Origin of the sequence: Sodalis sp. RH14 (genome assembly GCF_047324285.1) — a bacterium.
Taxonomy (GTDB): Bacteria; Pseudomonadota; Gammaproteobacteria; order Enterobacterales; family Enterobacteriaceae; genus Acerihabitans.
In genome coordinates, this window is record NZ_CP178739.1 from 605,529 (window position 1) to 622,187 (window position 16,659).

Annotated in this window: 16 protein-coding genes; 10 read left to right on the forward strand and 6 right to left on the reverse strand. The window is 56.9% G+C overall.

From position 1 onward, the window contains the following. The first annotated feature begins 75 nt into the window (after positions 1-75). Positions 76-762, forward strand: coding sequence for a GntR family transcriptional regulator (locus ACL2XQ_RS02580; protein WP_410012213.1), 687 nt, complete (start codon positions 76-78; stop codon positions 760-762). A 10-nt stretch (positions 763-772) separates the two neighbouring features. Here the strand turns inward: ACL2XQ_RS02580 and yajD are convergent, their stop codons facing one another. Then, complete coding sequence (gene yajD / locus ACL2XQ_RS02585) at positions 773-1,114, reverse strand: HNH nuclease YajD (RefSeq protein ID WP_410012212.1); 342 nt, start codon at positions 1,112-1,114, stop codon at positions 773-775. A 211-nt stretch (positions 1,115-1,325) separates the two neighbouring features. Between yajD and ACL2XQ_RS02590 the strand changes: the two genes are divergently transcribed. Then, entirely contained in the window at positions 1,326-1,895 is a 570-nt protein-coding gene (locus ACL2XQ_RS02590) for a DedA family protein (protein WP_410012211.1), read from the forward strand. Positions 1,896-2,066: 171 nt separating this feature from the next. Further along, positions 2,067-3,161 (forward strand): lactonase family protein, encoded by a 1,095-nt coding sequence (locus ACL2XQ_RS02595; RefSeq protein ID WP_410012210.1) that lies wholly within the window; start codon positions 2,067-2,069, stop codon positions 3,159-3,161. A 96-nt stretch (positions 3,162-3,257) separates the two neighbouring features. Here ACL2XQ_RS02595 and ACL2XQ_RS02600 read toward each other — a convergent pair whose 3' ends face one another. Next, positions 3,258-3,896 (reverse strand): TetR/AcrR family transcriptional regulator, encoded by a 639-nt coding sequence (locus tag ACL2XQ_RS02600; protein ID WP_410012209.1) that lies wholly within the window; start codon positions 3,894-3,896, stop codon positions 3,258-3,260. A gap of 236 nt (positions 3,897-4,132) precedes the next feature. On the opposite strand from ACL2XQ_RS02600, the gene ACL2XQ_RS02605 reads away from it, so the two are divergent. Beyond that, positions 4,133-4,795 (forward strand): DUF3313 domain-containing protein, encoded by a 663-nt coding sequence (locus ACL2XQ_RS02605; RefSeq protein ID WP_410012208.1) that lies wholly within the window; start codon positions 4,133-4,135, stop codon positions 4,793-4,795. A gap of 217 nt (positions 4,796-5,012) precedes the next feature. Here ACL2XQ_RS02605 and ACL2XQ_RS02610 read toward each other — a convergent pair whose 3' ends face one another. Next, positions 5,013-6,221, reverse strand: coding sequence for a conjugal transfer protein TraF (locus ACL2XQ_RS02610; protein WP_410012207.1), 1,209 nt, complete (start codon positions 6,219-6,221; stop codon positions 5,013-5,015). A gap of 474 nt (positions 6,222-6,695) precedes the next feature. Between ACL2XQ_RS02610 and alkB the strand changes: the two genes are divergently transcribed. From alkB to ACL2XQ_RS02635, 5 genes are all read left to right on the forward strand, one after another. Next, entirely contained in the window at positions 6,696-7,343 is a 648-nt protein-coding gene (alkB, locus tag ACL2XQ_RS02615; protein ID WP_410012206.1) for a DNA oxidative demethylase AlkB, read from the forward strand. Positions 7,344-7,617: 274 nt separating this feature from the next. Continuing rightward, positions 7,618-9,063, forward strand: coding sequence for an MFS transporter (locus ACL2XQ_RS02620; protein WP_413722051.1), 1,446 nt, complete (start codon positions 7,618-7,620; stop codon positions 9,061-9,063). A gap of 342 nt (positions 9,064-9,405) precedes the next feature. Then, positions 9,406-9,825, forward strand: coding sequence for a DUF2382 domain-containing protein (locus ACL2XQ_RS02625; protein ID WP_413740030.1), 420 nt, complete (start codon positions 9,406-9,408; stop codon positions 9,823-9,825). Positions 9,826-9,856: 31 nt separating this feature from the next. Continuing rightward, positions 9,857-10,720 (forward strand): YsnF/AvaK domain-containing protein, encoded by an 864-nt coding sequence (locus ACL2XQ_RS02630; protein ID WP_410012203.1) that lies wholly within the window; start codon positions 9,857-9,859, stop codon positions 10,718-10,720. Positions 10,721-11,245: 525 nt separating this feature from the next. After that, positions 11,246-12,268 carry a hypothetical protein gene (locus ACL2XQ_RS02635; protein WP_410012202.1) on the forward strand — a complete coding sequence of 341 codons (1,023 nt, stop codon included), beginning with the start codon at positions 11,246-11,248 and terminating at the stop codon, positions 12,266-12,268. Positions 12,269-12,474: 206 nt separating this feature from the next. Here ACL2XQ_RS02635 and ACL2XQ_RS02640 read toward each other — a convergent pair whose 3' ends face one another. After that, positions 12,475-13,218, reverse strand: coding sequence for an SDR family oxidoreductase (locus tag ACL2XQ_RS02640; RefSeq protein ID WP_413722052.1), 744 nt, complete (start codon positions 13,216-13,218; stop codon positions 12,475-12,477). Between the two features lie 100 nt (positions 13,219-13,318). Between ACL2XQ_RS02640 and ACL2XQ_RS02645 the strand changes: the two genes are divergently transcribed. Continuing rightward, positions 13,319-14,257: an AraC family transcriptional regulator gene (locus ACL2XQ_RS02645; RefSeq protein ID WP_413740031.1), complete on the forward strand. Its 939-nt coding sequence runs from the start codon at positions 13,319-13,321 to the stop codon at positions 14,255-14,257. On the opposite strand, the gene ACL2XQ_RS02650 is transcribed toward ACL2XQ_RS02645, so the two are convergent. Both ACL2XQ_RS02650 and ACL2XQ_RS02655 read right to left on the reverse strand, forming a co-directional pair. Next, complete coding sequence (locus ACL2XQ_RS02650; RefSeq protein WP_413740032.1) at positions 14,207-15,421, reverse strand: MFS transporter; 1,215 nt, start codon at positions 15,419-15,421, stop codon at positions 14,207-14,209. The two genes, ACL2XQ_RS02645 and ACL2XQ_RS02650, sit on opposite strands and share 51 nt — an antisense overlap. A gap of 201 nt (positions 15,422-15,622) precedes the next feature. Beyond that, positions 15,623-16,525, reverse strand: a complete 903-nt coding sequence (locus tag ACL2XQ_RS02655) for an AraC family transcriptional regulator N-terminal domain-containing protein (RefSeq protein ID WP_413722055.1) — start codon at positions 16,523-16,525, stop codon at positions 15,623-15,625. Positions 16,526-16,659 lie beyond the last annotated feature (134 nt).

Consider the following 16,659-nt stretch of genomic DNA (forward strand, 5'->3'; position numbering starts at 1 on the left):
GGCGCCTATGGCTATTGCCATGGCGGAGCATGTACTATATCCGCCATGATAATTAAACAGGGTTAATTTCCCCGCATGGATACACCGTTACCGTTTAATAACAACGAGCCGGTAAATCAACAAATTTATCGCCTGCTGCGCAAGGATATCGTCGAGTGTGTCATTGAGCCGGGCAAGCTGTTATCGGAAAAGGACATCGCCGCCCGTTTCACCGTGTCGCGCCAGCCGGTAAGGGAAGCGTTTATTAAACTGGCCGAAGCGGGGCTGGTGCAGATCCTGCCCCAGCGCGGCACTTTTGTGATGCGGATTTCCGCCAAACGGGTGGCGGACGCGCGTTTTCTCCGCCAGGCCATGGAATGCGCCATCGTACGCCGCGCCGCGCTTAATATTACCGAACGTCAAATCATGCTGCTTGAGCATAATTTGCATCGTCAGGAATTGGCGGCGCAAAATCAGCAGGCGCGGGAATTTTTCGGCCTCGACGATGATTTCCACCGGTTGCTGACGGAAATAGCCGATTGTCCGCTGGCCTGGGATATTATTGAATCCATTAAGGCCACCATGGATCGGGTGCGTTTTCTCAGCCTGGGCCAGGTCTCGCCGCCGCAGGGGTTAATCAGCCAGCATTACAAAATCTTCAACGGCGTCAAGGCGCGCGATGCCGATGCCGCCGAGCAGGCCATGCGCGACCATCTCCAGGAGCTGATCTTTTCCATTACGCCGATTTCGCGGCAGAACCGCGATTGGTTCGATGAGAAATGAGCATCAGAGATTATTTTTTCATCAAGGACTTTAAATTGGCAAAAGGATTGTGGGTTGCCACGCCCATGTCTTTTTGCGCATCCTCGCCCGCGATCACCGTCGAGCCATACAGATCCGCTTCGGTATATTTGGAATGCTCATGATCGTGGCAATACAGGCAGAGCATTTCCCAATTGCTGCCGTCCTCGGGATTATTGCTGTGATCGTGATCGATATGATGCACCGTCAGCTCGCGCAGGTTGGAATAGACAAACTCCCGCGAGCAGCGGCCGCAGACCCAGGGAAACAGCTTCAGCGCTTTTTCGCGATAGCCGGTTTCAAGCCTGGCGTAGTTTTTTGGAATAAAAGCCATAAGGAACCTGTTTTATCGGGATAGGGGACACAGGCTATTTTAAACCCAAAACGGTCTCCCGGGCTACGTATTAACCTACGGCGCGCCAAGAGGGCGGACGGGTCCCGTCAATCCTGGTCGTGGCAGGCGGCGATAAGGTCTATGCTTAAGAAACGTTACCTGAATCGACAGGATCGCCTGACATTTTTAAGCTGAAGGGACGCTGACGCCAATGGATATCACGCATTTTATTTCCGTCTACGGTTATTGGGCGCTGTTTATCGGCTGCCTGGCGGAGGGCGAAACGGTCACGTTGCTGGGCGGCGTGGCGGCGCATGAGGGCCTGTTGCATTATCCGGCGGCGGTGGCGGTGGCCGCCCTGGGCGGCAGCGTGGGTGATCTGGCGTTGTATTTTATCGGTCGCCGGTTCGGTAAGCGGGTATTGCGCCGGTTTAAAAAAGCCCAGCCGAATATTGCCCGGGCCAATCAGTTAATTTTGAAATATCCGCTGTGGTTTGTGGTGGGCGTGCGTTTTATGTATGGCTTTCGCCTGATCGGACCGCTGATGATTGGGGCCAGCAGGCTCGATCCGAAAAAATTTATTCCCCTCAATATCCTCGGCTCTGTTCTCTGGGCGCTGATTTTTGTCAGCCTGGGTTATGCGGGCGGCAGGATTATCGCGCCATGGTTGCAGAAGGTGGATCATCACCTGAAATACCTGTTTTTGCTGGCGGCGCTGCTGGCGCTGTTTTGGCTGCTGCCGCGGTTGATTCGTTACCTGCGCCGGCGCCGGGGAGCCTAGCGCCGGACCGGCGGTGGGCGATTATGTGATTCATTTCTCATCAGGTTATTCACCTGCCCAAAAATTCCGCCGCGCCGTGGATAAATCCTGTGCGGCCGACAGCTGTCGCCGGAATAGGGGTTATTTATACTTATTTTCCATAAATAAAATAATCAATGGATTAATATAATAATGAAAATAACCTGTAACCGACGTACCCCATTCAGCCTGCTGCTGCTGGCGGCATTAACGACCACCTTGGCCGGCGCCGCCCATGCCGCGACCTATGCCTATGTTTCCAACGCCGACAGCGCCGATATCTCCGTCTTTAGCCTGAACGAGGCCGACGGCGCGCTCACGCCGGTGCAAACCCTGGCGGTGGGCGGCACCGTAATGCCCCTGGCATTGTCCCCCGATAAACAGCATCTGTATGCCGGGCTGCGCTCCAAACCCTATCAGGTACTGAGCCTGGCCATTAATCCGGCCGACGGCCGCCTGACCCAGCGCCAGGCGGCGCCGCTGGCGGAAAGCATGGCGTATATTGCCACCGACCGCACCGGCCGCTGGCTGTTTTCCGCGTCTTATGGCGGCAACCTGCTGGCGGTTAACGCCATCAATCAGGACGGCCTGGCGGGGGATGTCCGGCAGATTATCAAGACCGGTCCCATGGCGCACGCCATCAGGAGCGCGCCGGATAATCGCTATGTATTCGCCTCGGTGCTGGGCGCCGACGCCTGGCTGCGCCTGCGGCTGGACGCCAAGACCGGGCAGCTGACCCAGGACCAGGCGCCCGCCTATACGCTGCCGGCCAAATCCGGTCCCCGCCATTTTGTCTTTTCACCGGATAAACGGTTTACCTATCTTATCGATGAACTGGACGGCAAACTGCATGTGCTGGCGTTCAACCAGAACAACGACCGGGTGAAACCGGTGCAGACGATATCGATCCTGCCGGCGGATTTCAGCGGCGATAAACCCTGGGGCGCGGACCTGCATTTAACCCCCGACGGCCATTTCCTGTTTGCCTCCGAGCGGACGTCAAGCACCCTGGCGGCTTACCGCGTGGATAAAAAATCAGGCCGGCTCACCCGCATAGGAACCTGGCCTACCGAAAAGCAGCCGCGCGGGTTCAATATCGATCCCTCGGGTCAGTATTTGCTGGCGGTGGGGCAGTTGTCGCCGCAGATGAGCGTCTATCGCATTGATAAAGCGAGCGGCGCGCTGGAAAGCCTTGGCCGGTACCCGGTGGGCAAAGGGGCCAACTGGATTGAAATGGTGAAATACTGATCGGCGGGACATGACGCCGCCTGGGGGAACTCTCCCCCGGCAGGCGCGATAATAAAGAAGTGCGCCGGCCCCACCCCTGGCCGGCGCATTTCCCGCTCACTTGCCGCCTTTTGGCGCCGGAAACGTCCCGGCGCCGGTAAGGAACATATTGACCGCGCAGCCAACCATTTGCTGGATGCGGGTCAGGCTTACCGGCTGTAAATGGCGTTGAAAGATGCGGTGCTGGATCTCGGCAGTAAGCAATGAAGTGAATTGCAGCGCTTTCACATAGGCGTCCCCGGGACGCAGCTCGCCCCGGTCCATGGCGGTGGACAGCAGGCCCGATAATTTTTCGATGCTCTCCCTCGGTCCGGAATCATTAAACAGCATACCGATATCGGAATGTCCCGCTTCGCCCACCACCATACGATACACCGCGATCGCGCTGCCGTCGTTGGTTAGCACGGCCAACATTCGTTCGCCGAATCGCGTCAGTTTGGCTTTGAGCGGCTCATCGGGCCGTTCTTCCAGCATCAATGCTACGGTGGCATCGGACAGGTGCTGGGTGGCATAGGCGCGTACGACGGCGGTAAATAATTCCTCTTTAGAAGAAAAATACCCATAGAGCGTCGCTTTCGAACCGCCCAGGCGTTTTGCCAATTCGTTCATTGATGCGCGCTCATAGCCCATCTCCTGAAAAAGCTGCGCGGCAGCCTCGACAATCGCTTCGCGGCGCTCGTTAGTGCGTACTTTCATTGTGACTCCCGCAATATAAATAAACCCGGTTGTACATTTTCTTGACAGATAAATGCTAATGATGCAAAACTGAACCGTACGGTACTCTTTAGGAGAGTGTCAGTACCGTACCTCCCGGGGCCGGCGTTGTAAAGCCCCGGCCGGTGGCACGCCAAACCGTACCCGTAAGGATCATACGGCCTATTAACCGCGCCTTCAGTCCGATTATCGGTGGCATTTTATACAGGATTACTGACATGTACACATTTTACCAGGCCTATCGTCCGGCAATGCTGACGCTAACCATGCTATTAGCCGGCTGCGCGGGAAACCCGCCTGTGCAGTACGCCGGTATCGATTCCTCATCACAGCTGCGGCCCAACACCGACGACAAGGCATACCGCATCCCTTACCGGTATTCGGTTCCGGTCGATTGGAATAAATATACCAATATCATTATCGAACCGGTGGTTGTCTACCAGGGCGCGGACGGCCAGTTTGACGATATGCCGCAGAAAGACCGTCTGGCGCTGGCCAACTATATGCAAGATAAATTCAGCGCAGCGCTCAGGCCGCGGTTTAGGGAAGTTATCACCCCGGCGGCCAATACCCTCAGGTTAAAACTGACGTTAACCGGGGCGGATACCACGACGCCGTTTATCGGCACCTTCACCAAATTCGATATCGGCGGAGGCCCCTATAACATAGTGCAGTCCATCCGGGGTAAGGAAGGCTTAATGAACGGTTCCGTGAATTACGCGGTGGAAATTTATGACGCCAACACCCATCAACTGCTGAACGCCTTTGTCGCCAGGCAATACCCGAACGCCATGAACGTCAGCGCCAGCATCGGGGCGCTGAGCGCCGCCGAAGTGGGGATTGATAAAGGCGCGGACGAACTGGCCGCCATGCTGCAATAAGCATGATCCAGGCATAAGGGCCGGCCCGGATCTGCGTTGCGACCGGGCACGGCCTTTATTTTTAGACTACCGGAGAAACGTTATGAACAACCTATTCTTGCTGGGCTTAATTGCCGCCACTTTTCTGTTGAGCGGCTGCATTTGCCTGGGATGATCTGGGCTGCGTCCTTGCCTGATAATGCGCCCGTAATGCCATGCGTTTGATGACAGGCTGGTATCAGAAGGTATAACTCAATTGCGCGACCGCGCCATAGGTGCGGTCTTCACCTACCAGGCCGGTCACATCCAGATGAACCACATTAAAGGGCGACAGGCCAAAGCCGGTGGTAAAGACATTATTATCGCTATGACGCATATCCGCGCGATAGCCGGCACGCAATTGCACCCATGTCCAGGCGTTGATTTCGGCGCCGACGCCGGCGTATTGGTTTTTCTCCCGCGCCGAGAAACCACTGGCAGGGGTCAGGTCGATATCAATGGCGCTGGTGAAAAAACCGTTGCTCCAGGAGGTGCCGGCGGTGATCTGCGGGCGTATGTTAAAACTGTCCCGCACTCCGTCTACCTCTTTGGTCTCGACGCTGCGCGCCACCAGGTTCTGCGCGGCCAGGCCGGCAATCCAGTCCGGTGTGATATTGGCGGACAATCCCAGGTCGATATTGGCCCCGTTTTCCGTGCGCCGGAACTCCTCGTTGCGAAAATCCGCTTTATCGTAGTGGTTGATGGCGACATTGTAATTATAGGTGGCGACGCGCTGCAGCTTCGGCGTAATGCCTACCGAGAAAGCATGATCGTTCAGGGTGAATGGCAGGGCCATGGCCACGCCGTATTCCGTCACCAGCGCGCCCATCCCTTCGGCGCGTGACGTCAGCTTGTCCAGATCCGCCGGCACCGGCCTGATCAAGCCCGCCTGGACGGCGTCAAGGTACGCCAGGTCGCGATTGCTGACATCGGCTTTGACGTTGGCCGTTGCCCAATCCCTGGCGACCAGGGCGAAGGGCAGGATCGGGTTGGGTACGGCAATCACGCCATTCACTCCGGCTTCGGCCTTGCCTTTATCGCCGGAGACCTCGCGCAGGGCGTTCTCAAATCTTTTTATCGAGGCGGGCGAGCCCGTGCCTTTGTTGGCGTCGTCTTTTAATCTATCCCAAGAGGACTGTACGTTATCGAACCCATCCTGCAGGTTATCCGGATCCGACACCCTGACGCCCACGGCCGGGAGGATGATACTGATAGCATCATCCTCGCCGTAGCCGGTCAACAGCGCCGGATTCACCAGCGCCGCCGCGCCGTAATGAGACGATGCCACTCCGGTGCCGCCCATGGCGTCATTACGCGCCTCGCTCCAGGTGCCGGCGGCCAGCGCCGGGGAAATGGACGCCAGCAGGCCGGCGGACAGCAATATATGGGTAATACCGTTACGACTCATCGTGATATGACCTTATCTATCAGAAAAATAAACTGCGGTAAAAGCCATCAATTCATTTCTCCCTTAAATAAATTTCCAGCCGGGTATTTTTTTATCGGCAGCGGAAGGGAATTCATTAATCGTTTGAAACAATCGCGGGCATTCTGACGAATATCAGGCAGGGTAATATATCTACTTAAGCAAAATAGGATGAGCTGACGCGGGGGAATATTGCGCTTTGTTCAAGCGGAAGTAGGGCGGGTGGTTTGGAATGCGGCGTAAAACGTTTTTTGCAAGGGGTAATAAATGATTATTTATTCACAGATGAAATTTTTTTTTATTATATTAATCATTGATAGGATATTGAAAGAACCCGAGGGTGATAAAAAGGCGGATCATCAAGACGCTTGCTGCGCGCAGATCGCTGACAATGATACTGGACAATTGGCGTCCGGCGGCTAGAATAAATACTGGGTATACATACAGGGTAAGCCGATGACAATCGATCTGTTCGAGGATGCGCCGCCGCCGCCGTGGCACGAAACAATCGCCCCCGGCGCGGTGGTACTGCACGGATTTGTCCGCGACCACGGCCCGGCGCTGCTGGCGGCGGTCAATAGCGTGGTGGCGCAGGTGCCGTGGCGGCATATGACCACGCCGGGCGGCCATGTGATGTCGGTGGCGATGAGCTGGTGCGGCAATGGCTGGACCAGCGACAGGCGCGGCTACCGTTATTCAGAGCGGGATTCCCGGACCGGCAAGCCCTGGCCGCCCATCCCGGCTATCTTGATGGCGCTGGCGGATGAAGCCGCCGTAGCGGCCGGTTTTGGCCGTTACGTGCCGGATTCCTGCCTGATGAACCGCTACGATCCGGGCAGCAAGCTCTCCCTGCACCAGGATAAAGACGAACATGACTTTGGCGCGCCCATCGTCTCGGTTTCGCTCGGCCTGCCCGCCGTCTTTCAATTCGGCGGCCTGCAGCGCAGCGACCGCGCCCAGCGTATCCCGCTGGCCCATGGCGATGTGGTGGTATGGGGCGGGCCGTCCCGGCTGAATTATCACGGCATCCTGCCGGTTAAGGAAGGTTTTCATCCGCTGGTGGGATCCCACCGCATCAATATTACGCTGCGCAAGGCGCTGTAATGCTAATTTCAGGCCGCGCGTTTGCCGCTTTTTTTTATCTTTGCAACGCGCGTGCCTGGGGAGTTCTCCGCCTGTATTTTTCGCCATTACCCACATTGATTGCCATGCGTTATATTCACTTTCCGGTCGGGTCGATCGTATTTTTGTTTTAACCCCCTATGAAAATTAGCTGACAAAACCGCTCGAATATTCAGGCGGGCTGGTATAACATCTTTTCAGAGTTATCATACCTTTATAGTGGCTACATTGTTTCCGTTAAGGCAAAGGGCGTTTTATGGCTTTATCTGATTCAAATTCTGAAGATACGCCCAAACAGGACGCCGGTTCGTCACGTATCTCAGGAATGGCGCTCTTGGTTGCCAGCGCCTTTTTTATGGAATTTCTTGACGGAACCGTGATTGCAACCGCATTACCCGATATGGCGAAGGCATTCGGCGTATCGGCCATCGATCTTAATATCGGCATCAGTGCCTATCTCCTGACGCTGGCCGTGTTGATCCCCGCCAGCGGCTGGGTAGCCGAGCGCTTTGGCGCACGGAATGTTTTCAGCCTGGCGTTGCTTATCTTCACTGTCTCGTCGCTATTGTGCGGATTAACGCATACCGTCACGCAATTTGTGCTGATGCGTATTTTACAGGGTATCGGCGGCGCCATGATGGTGCCTGTGGGGCGTCTGGTGGTATTGCGCACCACGCCCAAAGATCAGCTTATCAAAGCCATCGCCACCCTGACCTGGCCGGCGTTGGTGGCCCCCATCATCGGCCCGCCGCTCGGGGGATTTATCACCACCTATGCAAGCTGGCACTGGATCTTTTTCCTCAATGTGCCTCTGGGCGCCATCGCGATCACCCTGGCGTGGATCATGATGCCGAACAAGACGCCGGAAGAAAAGCAGCCTTTTGATGTTATAGGTTTTTTTTCATTAGGCATTACCATGCTGTGCCTGGTGGCCGGGCTGGAAATGTTCAGCCAGGAAAACATTAGCCCCGTTAATGCCGTTGCTTTAATCGTGACCGGCCTGTTAACGCTGGCCTGGGCTATCAGGCACCTGCTGCGCGCCAGGGCGCCTTTGATCCGGCTGCGGCCGCTGTCGGTGCCGACGTTTCGCATTACCATGCGGGGCGGCTTCGTGTTACGCGCCACTATCAGCTCGGCGCCCTTTATGCTGCCGCTGATGTTCCAGGTCGGCTTTGGCCTGGACGCGTTCCATGCCGGCTCGCTGGTACTGGCGGTATTTGCCGGCAACCTGGCGATGAAACCGGCCACCACGCCCCTGATTCGCTACTTCGGTTTCAAAAAACTGCTGCTGGGCAATGGCGTGATGTGCGTGCTGTCGCTACTGTTTTGCGCGTTCCTGACGCCCGAGTCGCCAAAGATGATGACCCTGGTTCTCTTGTTCTGGGGCGGGCTGAGCCGCTCAATGCAATTTACCGGCATCAGCTCGCTGGCTTTTGCGGATGTTCCGCCGCAGGAAATGAGCTCCGCCAATACGCTGTTCAGCACGTCGCTGCAGTTGGCAAGCGGTCTTGGCGTGACCCTCGGGGCGTTGAGTATACGGGTTGGCGCATGGTTAACGGAGATTCTGGCGTTACCGCCCGCGCCGGGCATGGCTTTCCGGCTGGGATTTGTGGTTATCGCGTTGATTACCGCCCTGGCATTATGGGATATCGCCAAACTCGAACCCCATGCGGGCAGGAATGTCTCCCAAAAGGCACGGTAGGCCGCATAACCCCCTCCTCCGGTCTCTCAACGGTTGCCCGTTTTAGAGGCCACCGCTTAACGGCCCGATCGCTCCCCCGTCCCTTGCCGCCGGCGTAGAAAGCCTGCTGCTTTTTTATCCTGGAGAGGCTGCTTAATAGTTTAAATCACAGGAGTTTAATACTTTTTTACAATTGTACCCGCTGCGTTCCTTTATTTTTTAAATAATAAACTATGCTTATAACTGTCACATTAATGATTTTAATCATTCAGTAAAATAGTAATAATGCTTTTATAAGCTCATGCTAATTAATAAATTCCAAGTATGTTGAAGTTAAACTTCGGCGCTGCCTCAGGAGCAGATATGGATAACAAAAATGCCCCGGACTCTGACCGCCAGGATAATGATAATAAGATTATTCCGCTGGCGGAAGAACATGCCGAATTAAACATTGCCAGAGTGGTGGACCGCCGGTTGCGCGTGACGCGCACCACTCACTCGGAAGAACAACTGCTGGCAGCGGAATTATATCAGGAACAAATAGATATAGAGCATATTGCTAAAAATGAAGAACTGGAAGAAGGCAGGTTCCCGCCGATCCGGCAGGAAGGCGATGTCATGATTATTCCTGTTGTTGAGGAGCGGGTTGAAATTATACGCCGCTATATTCTTAAAGAAGAAGTGCATATACGGAAACTGAAAAAGGAGACGCCTTTTCAGGAAAAGGTAAATGTACGCCGTCAGGAAATAAATATTATCAAAGATGATGAAGAAGAACGATAACCGTAAACCCAAGCAAGAGGAGGATTCTACTATGGCCCATGAAAAAATAGTGACCGCTTTTAAGGCGTTACAGCAGGCGCAAGTGGCGAAAGAGAAACTGATCGCAGAAGGTATTGCGGAACATAATATCGATATCATTTCTGGTGAAAGACTGCGGGTAAAAGACAAGGAAATTCGCCATCCCAGCTTCTGGCAGCGATTGTTTGGCGATGATGTCGATGATGATTATGCCACTGAATATACCCGGGCCGTGCAAACCGGCGGGGTTCTGCTGACGGTGCGTGTGCCGAAAGAAGATGCCGACCGGATAGAAACGCTGCTGGATCAGTTGGCGGATGATTACGTTTCTTCCGGCAACACGGATACCCCGGCCTACAATCGCGGGCTGCCAGGCGATACCGGCGCGGTTTATGGCCGTACGGCGAGCGCCGGCGTGGACACGGGCGCGGCCGGCACCATCCCCCCGGTGGCGACCGGCGGGGCGCTGGAAACGGAAAACCGCGAGTCCCTGAAGCTGGCTGAGGAGCAGGTGGAGATCGGTAAGCATCAGGTCAGCGACGGTACGGTACGCGTGCGCCGTTATACCATTGAAGATGAAGTGGCCGAGGATATCTCGTTATATGACCAGCATGCGGATGTTGTCCTGCGCGCGGTGGACGAACCGGTGTATCTGAGCGATGTCGACTGGTCGGAAAAAACCATTGATATCGAGGAATCCCATGAGGAGCCTGTGGTGAATAAAACGGCGCGGGTCAGGGAAGAGGCGGCGATTCGCAGCGAAGTGAACGAGCGCGTGGAAACGGTAAGGGATACGGTGCGCCGCCAGGAAGTCGATGTAGAAAAAAATGACGCGAACCGTTTTGCCAGCGATAAATCCCCCGGCTTGCATAAGTAAATTCCCATCAGCGGCGCTTCGCTGCCCGCGGCTGAGTCATCGGTCTGGCCCGGGTAGTTTGGCGCCCTGACGCCGAACCCGCCGCCCTGGCGGGGCGGCGTTAAAAACTTATGTATCCGCCGTCTGTAAACCTGGCGGCATTGTCCTTCATTACTGTCGGACGGGCTTAAAAATCAGCGCTATGGCTAACAAACCCGCGGTGTCGTCAGGCTGGATTATTTGGCCACATCGGCAACCGGTTCGTGTAATTCAAAGTAATCAATTGATTAATAACATGTATCCTGCGCAAGGGGCGCGCGGCCATTTAACCGTGGACAGTAATTAACGCTGTTTTTATCAACAATTCCTGCTTTGGCTAAGTTATGTAAAGATTTGTTGGTGCATTTGCCATTATATGACTAACATTAAAAAAGCTAATGTTAGGTTGTCAAAAAAAGGCAATCATTGGCGGGCGAACGCAGGATTCTGCTCAATCTGAACTGCGATTACACCATGAGAAGTTTAGCGATAAAGGGAGATTTTCACATGAGCGAAAGACCAATCACTACATCCGATAATTACCATGAGACATGGGTTGAGCCGGTAACCGGTGTCCCGTTGAAACGTATTTCGTGGAGTGCCATTTTCGCTGGTGTCATTATTTCGATGGTGGTCTATTTACTGTTGGCCATACTGGGTACGGCCGTCGGCGCCAGCACCATAGATCCCTTGAAAGAAAATAACCCCTTTGACGGCCTGGGCACCGGCGCGGCCATCTGGACCGGAGCCAGCATGCTTATTGCTATCGCGGCGGGCGCCTATGCCAGCGGGCGTCTAGCCCAGCGCGAAGGGGCGCTGCATGGTTTATTGATGTTCGGTGTGAATACCTTGATTTGCGCCTGGTTCCTTCTGGTCGTGTTGAATAACGCCATGAGCGGCGCCATGAGTATTGCCGGCACCGGTTTGCAAACCATCGGCAGTGGAATATCCGCCGCCGCGCCTTCGGTAACACAAATGGCGAAAGATAAGCTGGCGGAAAATAATATTAATCTCGACAGCGTGCAAAATGAACTTGAAACGACACTGCGCCAGACGGGTAAACCGGAGCTTCAGCCGGAGAATCTGCAAAATAAAGCCCAGGGCGAGGCTAATAATGCCCAAAATCAGGCGTCTGATACCGCTAATCATCCGCAGACAGCCGATACGGATGTCGCTCAATTTATTCAGGGGCTGATCCAGCGCAATGAAACCACCTTCCAGGCCGCCGATCGCGATGCGCTGAAAAACATCATTAAAGCGCGAACCGGTAAAAGCGATCAAGAAGCGGAGCAGATTGTCGATCAGACGGAAAAAAGTTATCAGCAAGCCCGCGCAAAATATGAAGAGCTGAAACAGCAGGCGGAGCAAAAAGCCCGTGAAGCGGGTGATAAAGCGGCGGCCGCTACCGCTAAAGCCAGCTGGTTCACCTTCTTTATGTTAATTGTCGAAGCGGTTCTGGCCGGGGTCATGGGCATGGTAGGGCGCCGCACGCAGCCCCGCCCGGTGACCGAGCGTCAGCGTCCGCTGTAAAGGACCCATAGCGTAACGGCGGGTGAACGTTCTGCCCGCCGTTGATAATCTATAACATGCCCGGCCGTTGTTTTCGTGCAAGCTGGGCTCGCCACAGAAAATCCTTATCATCCGGGCGGCCTGTTCATTTTTCTGCGCTGCCAAAGCCTCAGATACTGCAACCTATGGCCGGATGGCGCCAACGCGCTTTCGTTTCGGCCATCTGGTTACTGTTCAGCGGCCCAGAGTATGGCATCGGCGCCTGCCGGGATACGCATTGGGCTGGCGGGGTCGGTCGCCGCGCGCCATACCGCCTGCGCCACATCCTGTGCATAGGTGATTGGGCCGGACTCGCCGAACGACGCGAACAGGTTTTTCACCAGCTCGGCATAGGCCTCGTGGTCAAGGCCCTCCGTATGGGGCTGCGCGTTATCGGCGAAACGGGTTTCGGGCGATCGGCCCGGCAGCACCAGATGGGCGCGCACGCCAAATTGTTCGACCTCCGCGGCCAGCGACTCGGTGAACGCATTTACCGCCGCCTTGCTCGCCCGGTAAGCGCTGAGCAGCGGCAGCGCCTTATAAGTGACGCTCGACGTAACGTTGACGACGACGCCGCTCTTGCGTTGTCTGAATTGCGGCAGCACCGCCTGGGTCAAGGCCATCGTGCCGAAAGTGTTGGTCTCGAAGATTTCACGCACCGTCGCCATCGGCATGCTTTCCAGGGGCGCCGCCGCGCCGACGCCCGCATTATTGACCAGTACGTCAATCGGCCCGGCAGTCGCCACGGCCCCGCGAATACTCTCTGGATCGGTGACGTCAAGGGCAAGTACGCGCAGGTGTTCGGCAGGCGGCAGGATATCTTCGCGCGGTGTGCGCATGGTGGCGATAACCCGCCAGCCCTGGTCGAGGAAATGGCGGGCGATTTCGAGGCCGAAACCGGACGAACAACCGGTGATCAGGACTGTCTTCATAAAAACTCCTTACTGAGTGGGTGGCGATGTCCCGATAATAGACGCTGGGGATCGTACTCGCTACAATCAAAAGTCCATATTTCATTTGCAGGAGTCCGATATGATCGATCCGCTCGCCGAGGTCGTGACCTTGCTGCAGCCGGGCGCCGGGTTCGCGAAGGTGGTCGTCGGCGCCGGGCCCTGGGCTATCAGTCGTACGGCCGCCGGAGAGCCGTTCTATTGCGTGATCCTTGAGGGCGCGTGCCGCCTCGCGGTGGACGGGCATGCGCCGATCGCGCTGCAATCGGGCGACTTCGCCCTCATCCCCTCGGCCTACGGCGTGGCGATGTCCAGCGCCGTGCCGCCACCGGCCGGCACCGAGACGCTGCCCGTCGAGCTGGGCGCGGGCCGGTTCAGGATTGGCCGCGAGGAAGGCCCGGCCGACCTGCGCATGCTGGCGGGCCATTGCAGCTTTGGCTCGCCGGACGCGGCCTTGCTGGTTTCGCTGCTGCCGCAGCTGATGCACGTGCGCGGCGAGCCGCGGTTGGCCACCCTCGTGCAACTCGTGAGCGAGGAAACGCGCGAGCAACGCCCGGCGCGCGAGGTGGTGCTGGCGCGCCTGATCGAGGTGCTGCTTATTGAAGCGCTGCGATCGACCGCGGGCACGGCGGCGTCTCCCGGCCTGGTGCATGGCCTGACCGACTGCCGCCTCGCGGTCTCAATCCGGGCGATGCATGAGCGCCCGACATATCCCTGGACGGTGGCGGAGCTGGCGAAGGCGGCGGCGCTTTCGCGCTCGGCGTTCTTTGAGCGGTTCAGCCGCGCCGTGGGCGTGACGCCGATGGAATATCTGCTTAACTGGCGCATGGCGATCGCCAAGGATTTGTTGCGCCGTGCGCAGGGCAGCATTGCCCAGATTGCGGAGCGCGTCGGCTACAGCTCCGCAAGTACCTTCAGCGTGGCGTTCACGCGCCACGTCGGGATGGCGCCGACACGCTATGCGCGGCTGTCATCCGCAGGGGAAGGTCAGCCTGGCATGCGTGGCGGAGGCGGCACGTAGCGTGCCCAGGCCGGACAGCACGACCACCACCATAACCAACCCCGCGGCAACGGCCACGCTGAATCCTGCCCGCGCGCCATAGGCGTCGACGATCTGGCCGGCCAGCGCGCCGCCGAGCGCGACGCCGACGCTGATGCCCGTCGTCATCCAGGTCAGGCCTTCGGTGAGCCTGGACGGCGGCAAAATAATGGTGCCGAGATTCAGGACGATGACCATCGTCGGCGCGAAGGACATGCCCGCCACAAAGATCATTGCCATCATGATATAGACATCCGGGGAAAGAATGGGCAATACGGCCGTGAGCGCCGTCGCCAGTATTCCAATAAGGAATTGCCTGTCAATCGCTATGGCAGTCCTTAACGCGCCGAACGCCAGGCCGGCGGTCATCGATCCGAATGCGTAGGCCGCGAGGATAAAACTGGCGGCCGTCGGCCAGCCTTGCGCGTTGGCGAAGGCAACGACGGCCACATCGATGGAGCCGCCAATCACGCCCATCGCCAGCAGCGCCAGCACGATGATACGCAGGCCGGGGAAGCGCAGTGTCGAGATCCCGCGCTTGCCGTCGCTCATCGTCGCCTTCGGCTCCGTGCGCCGCTGCAAAAGAAAGGCCGTCATGCCCCCCGCCAGCAGCAAGACGGCGGCTAGAGGTCCGGCTTCGGCGAAAAGGCCGGTGCTCAGGCCGATGGCCAACGGCGGGCCGACAATATAGGCCAGTTCCGTTAGCACCGAATCAAGGGAAAAGGCGGTGTGTAATTGCGGTTTGCCGCGAAACAGCCCCGTCCAGCGCGCCCTTATCATGGCGGGCATGTTCGGCATCGTACCGGCCAGTGCGGCAAGGATAAACAGCAGCGGAGCGGGTGCCGCCATATGGGCGGCAATCATCAGCGCCAGCAGCATAGTGATACTGAAGGCGGTAACAATGGGCAGTACCCGGCTTTGGCCGTGTTGATCAATGCGTTTCGATACCTGGGGGCCGATAAGCGCGTTCGCCAGCGTAAAGGTGGCCGCCACCGAGCCGGCCAGCCAGTAAAGCCCCCGCTGCTGCACCAACATCGTAATGATACCGATGCCTACCATCGCCTGCGGCAGGCGGACAATGGAACCCGCGATGGCCAAGCCCACGACGCCGGGGGTGGCCAAAATGTCGCGATAGTGATTTGCCATGATTTCTCCAAAATGTCATCCAGCGCCGATTAGAATCCCGTAGTGCCGTTAAGAATGCAAGCAAGCGGGTTAGTCCCTGCCTGATTCGCCGTTGCCGGGGTCACTTTCATAGAAGGGCTGGCTATTGATGGGTGTTATTTGCCGATGGCATTGTTGCTCTTTTGCCGCTATCCGGGGCCTATTGCAGAATGTCTGTTTTTCCTAATGGGTCTCGCGCACATGGATAACCTTGCGCAATTGGGCCACATCCTTCAGGGGCGGCAGGCCGAAGATGCGGGCGTAATCCCTGTTGAACTGGGGAACGCTTTTGTAGCCCACTTCCTGCGCAACAAAGGTGACGCTCTGTTGCCTGCCTAATAACATCGTCCTGGCATGAAGCAGCCGCACGCGCTTTTGATACTGTAACGGACTCATGGCCGTGACGGCTTTAAAATGGCGATGAAAAGCCGAGACGCTCATCGCCTCCCGCTCGGCTAATGACGCAACGATAAACTCTTCGGCGAAATTATGCCTTAACCAGCGGATGGCATTGCCGATACGGGCCAGCATGGTGCCCGGCGAGGCGATGTCCCTCAGCATCCAGCCATGCGGTCCCTTAAGCACATGGTAAAGAATTTCCCGTTCATAGCCCGGAGCCAGCGCGGCGATGTCGTCAGGGGTGGTCATCAGGCGCAGCATTCTGACCCAGGCATCAAGAAGTTCCGCCGTCACGGAGGCGACGGAAAAACCGCCTTCCGGCCTGTTTTTCAGGGCCGAGGGCGGTAAATCATCCAGCAAGGCGGCGACACGCTGCGGTTCTATGGTCAGGCTCACGGCCAGATAGGGCTCCCCCGTCGCGGACGGATGAACCGCGCCCACCGCGGGTAAATCAACCGACATCACAAAATACGAGGCCGGGTCATAGTTAAAGACCCGTTCTCCCACCGTCATCGTTTTGCTTCCCCTGAGGATCAGGTTGACCATGGGCTCATATACCGCGGCAAGCGCCGCTGGCGGAACATTCCCCTGCACCATCGCCACGCGTGGAATGCCGGTTTCCGTGCGCCAGTGACTGGCATGTGCGGCCAGGCCGCACAGCTCGTCAAGCTGGGATTGCAACGCCATGTCCCACATCCTCGGCATCTGTGTTTAAAAAGAGCATAAAGCAGAAACAGGTAAGAATCGAGCAGGAACACGGAAGCGCTTGTGCCGTCCTTCCTTTACTCTCACGTCATGGCTGGCAAAGAGAGAGGAAACAT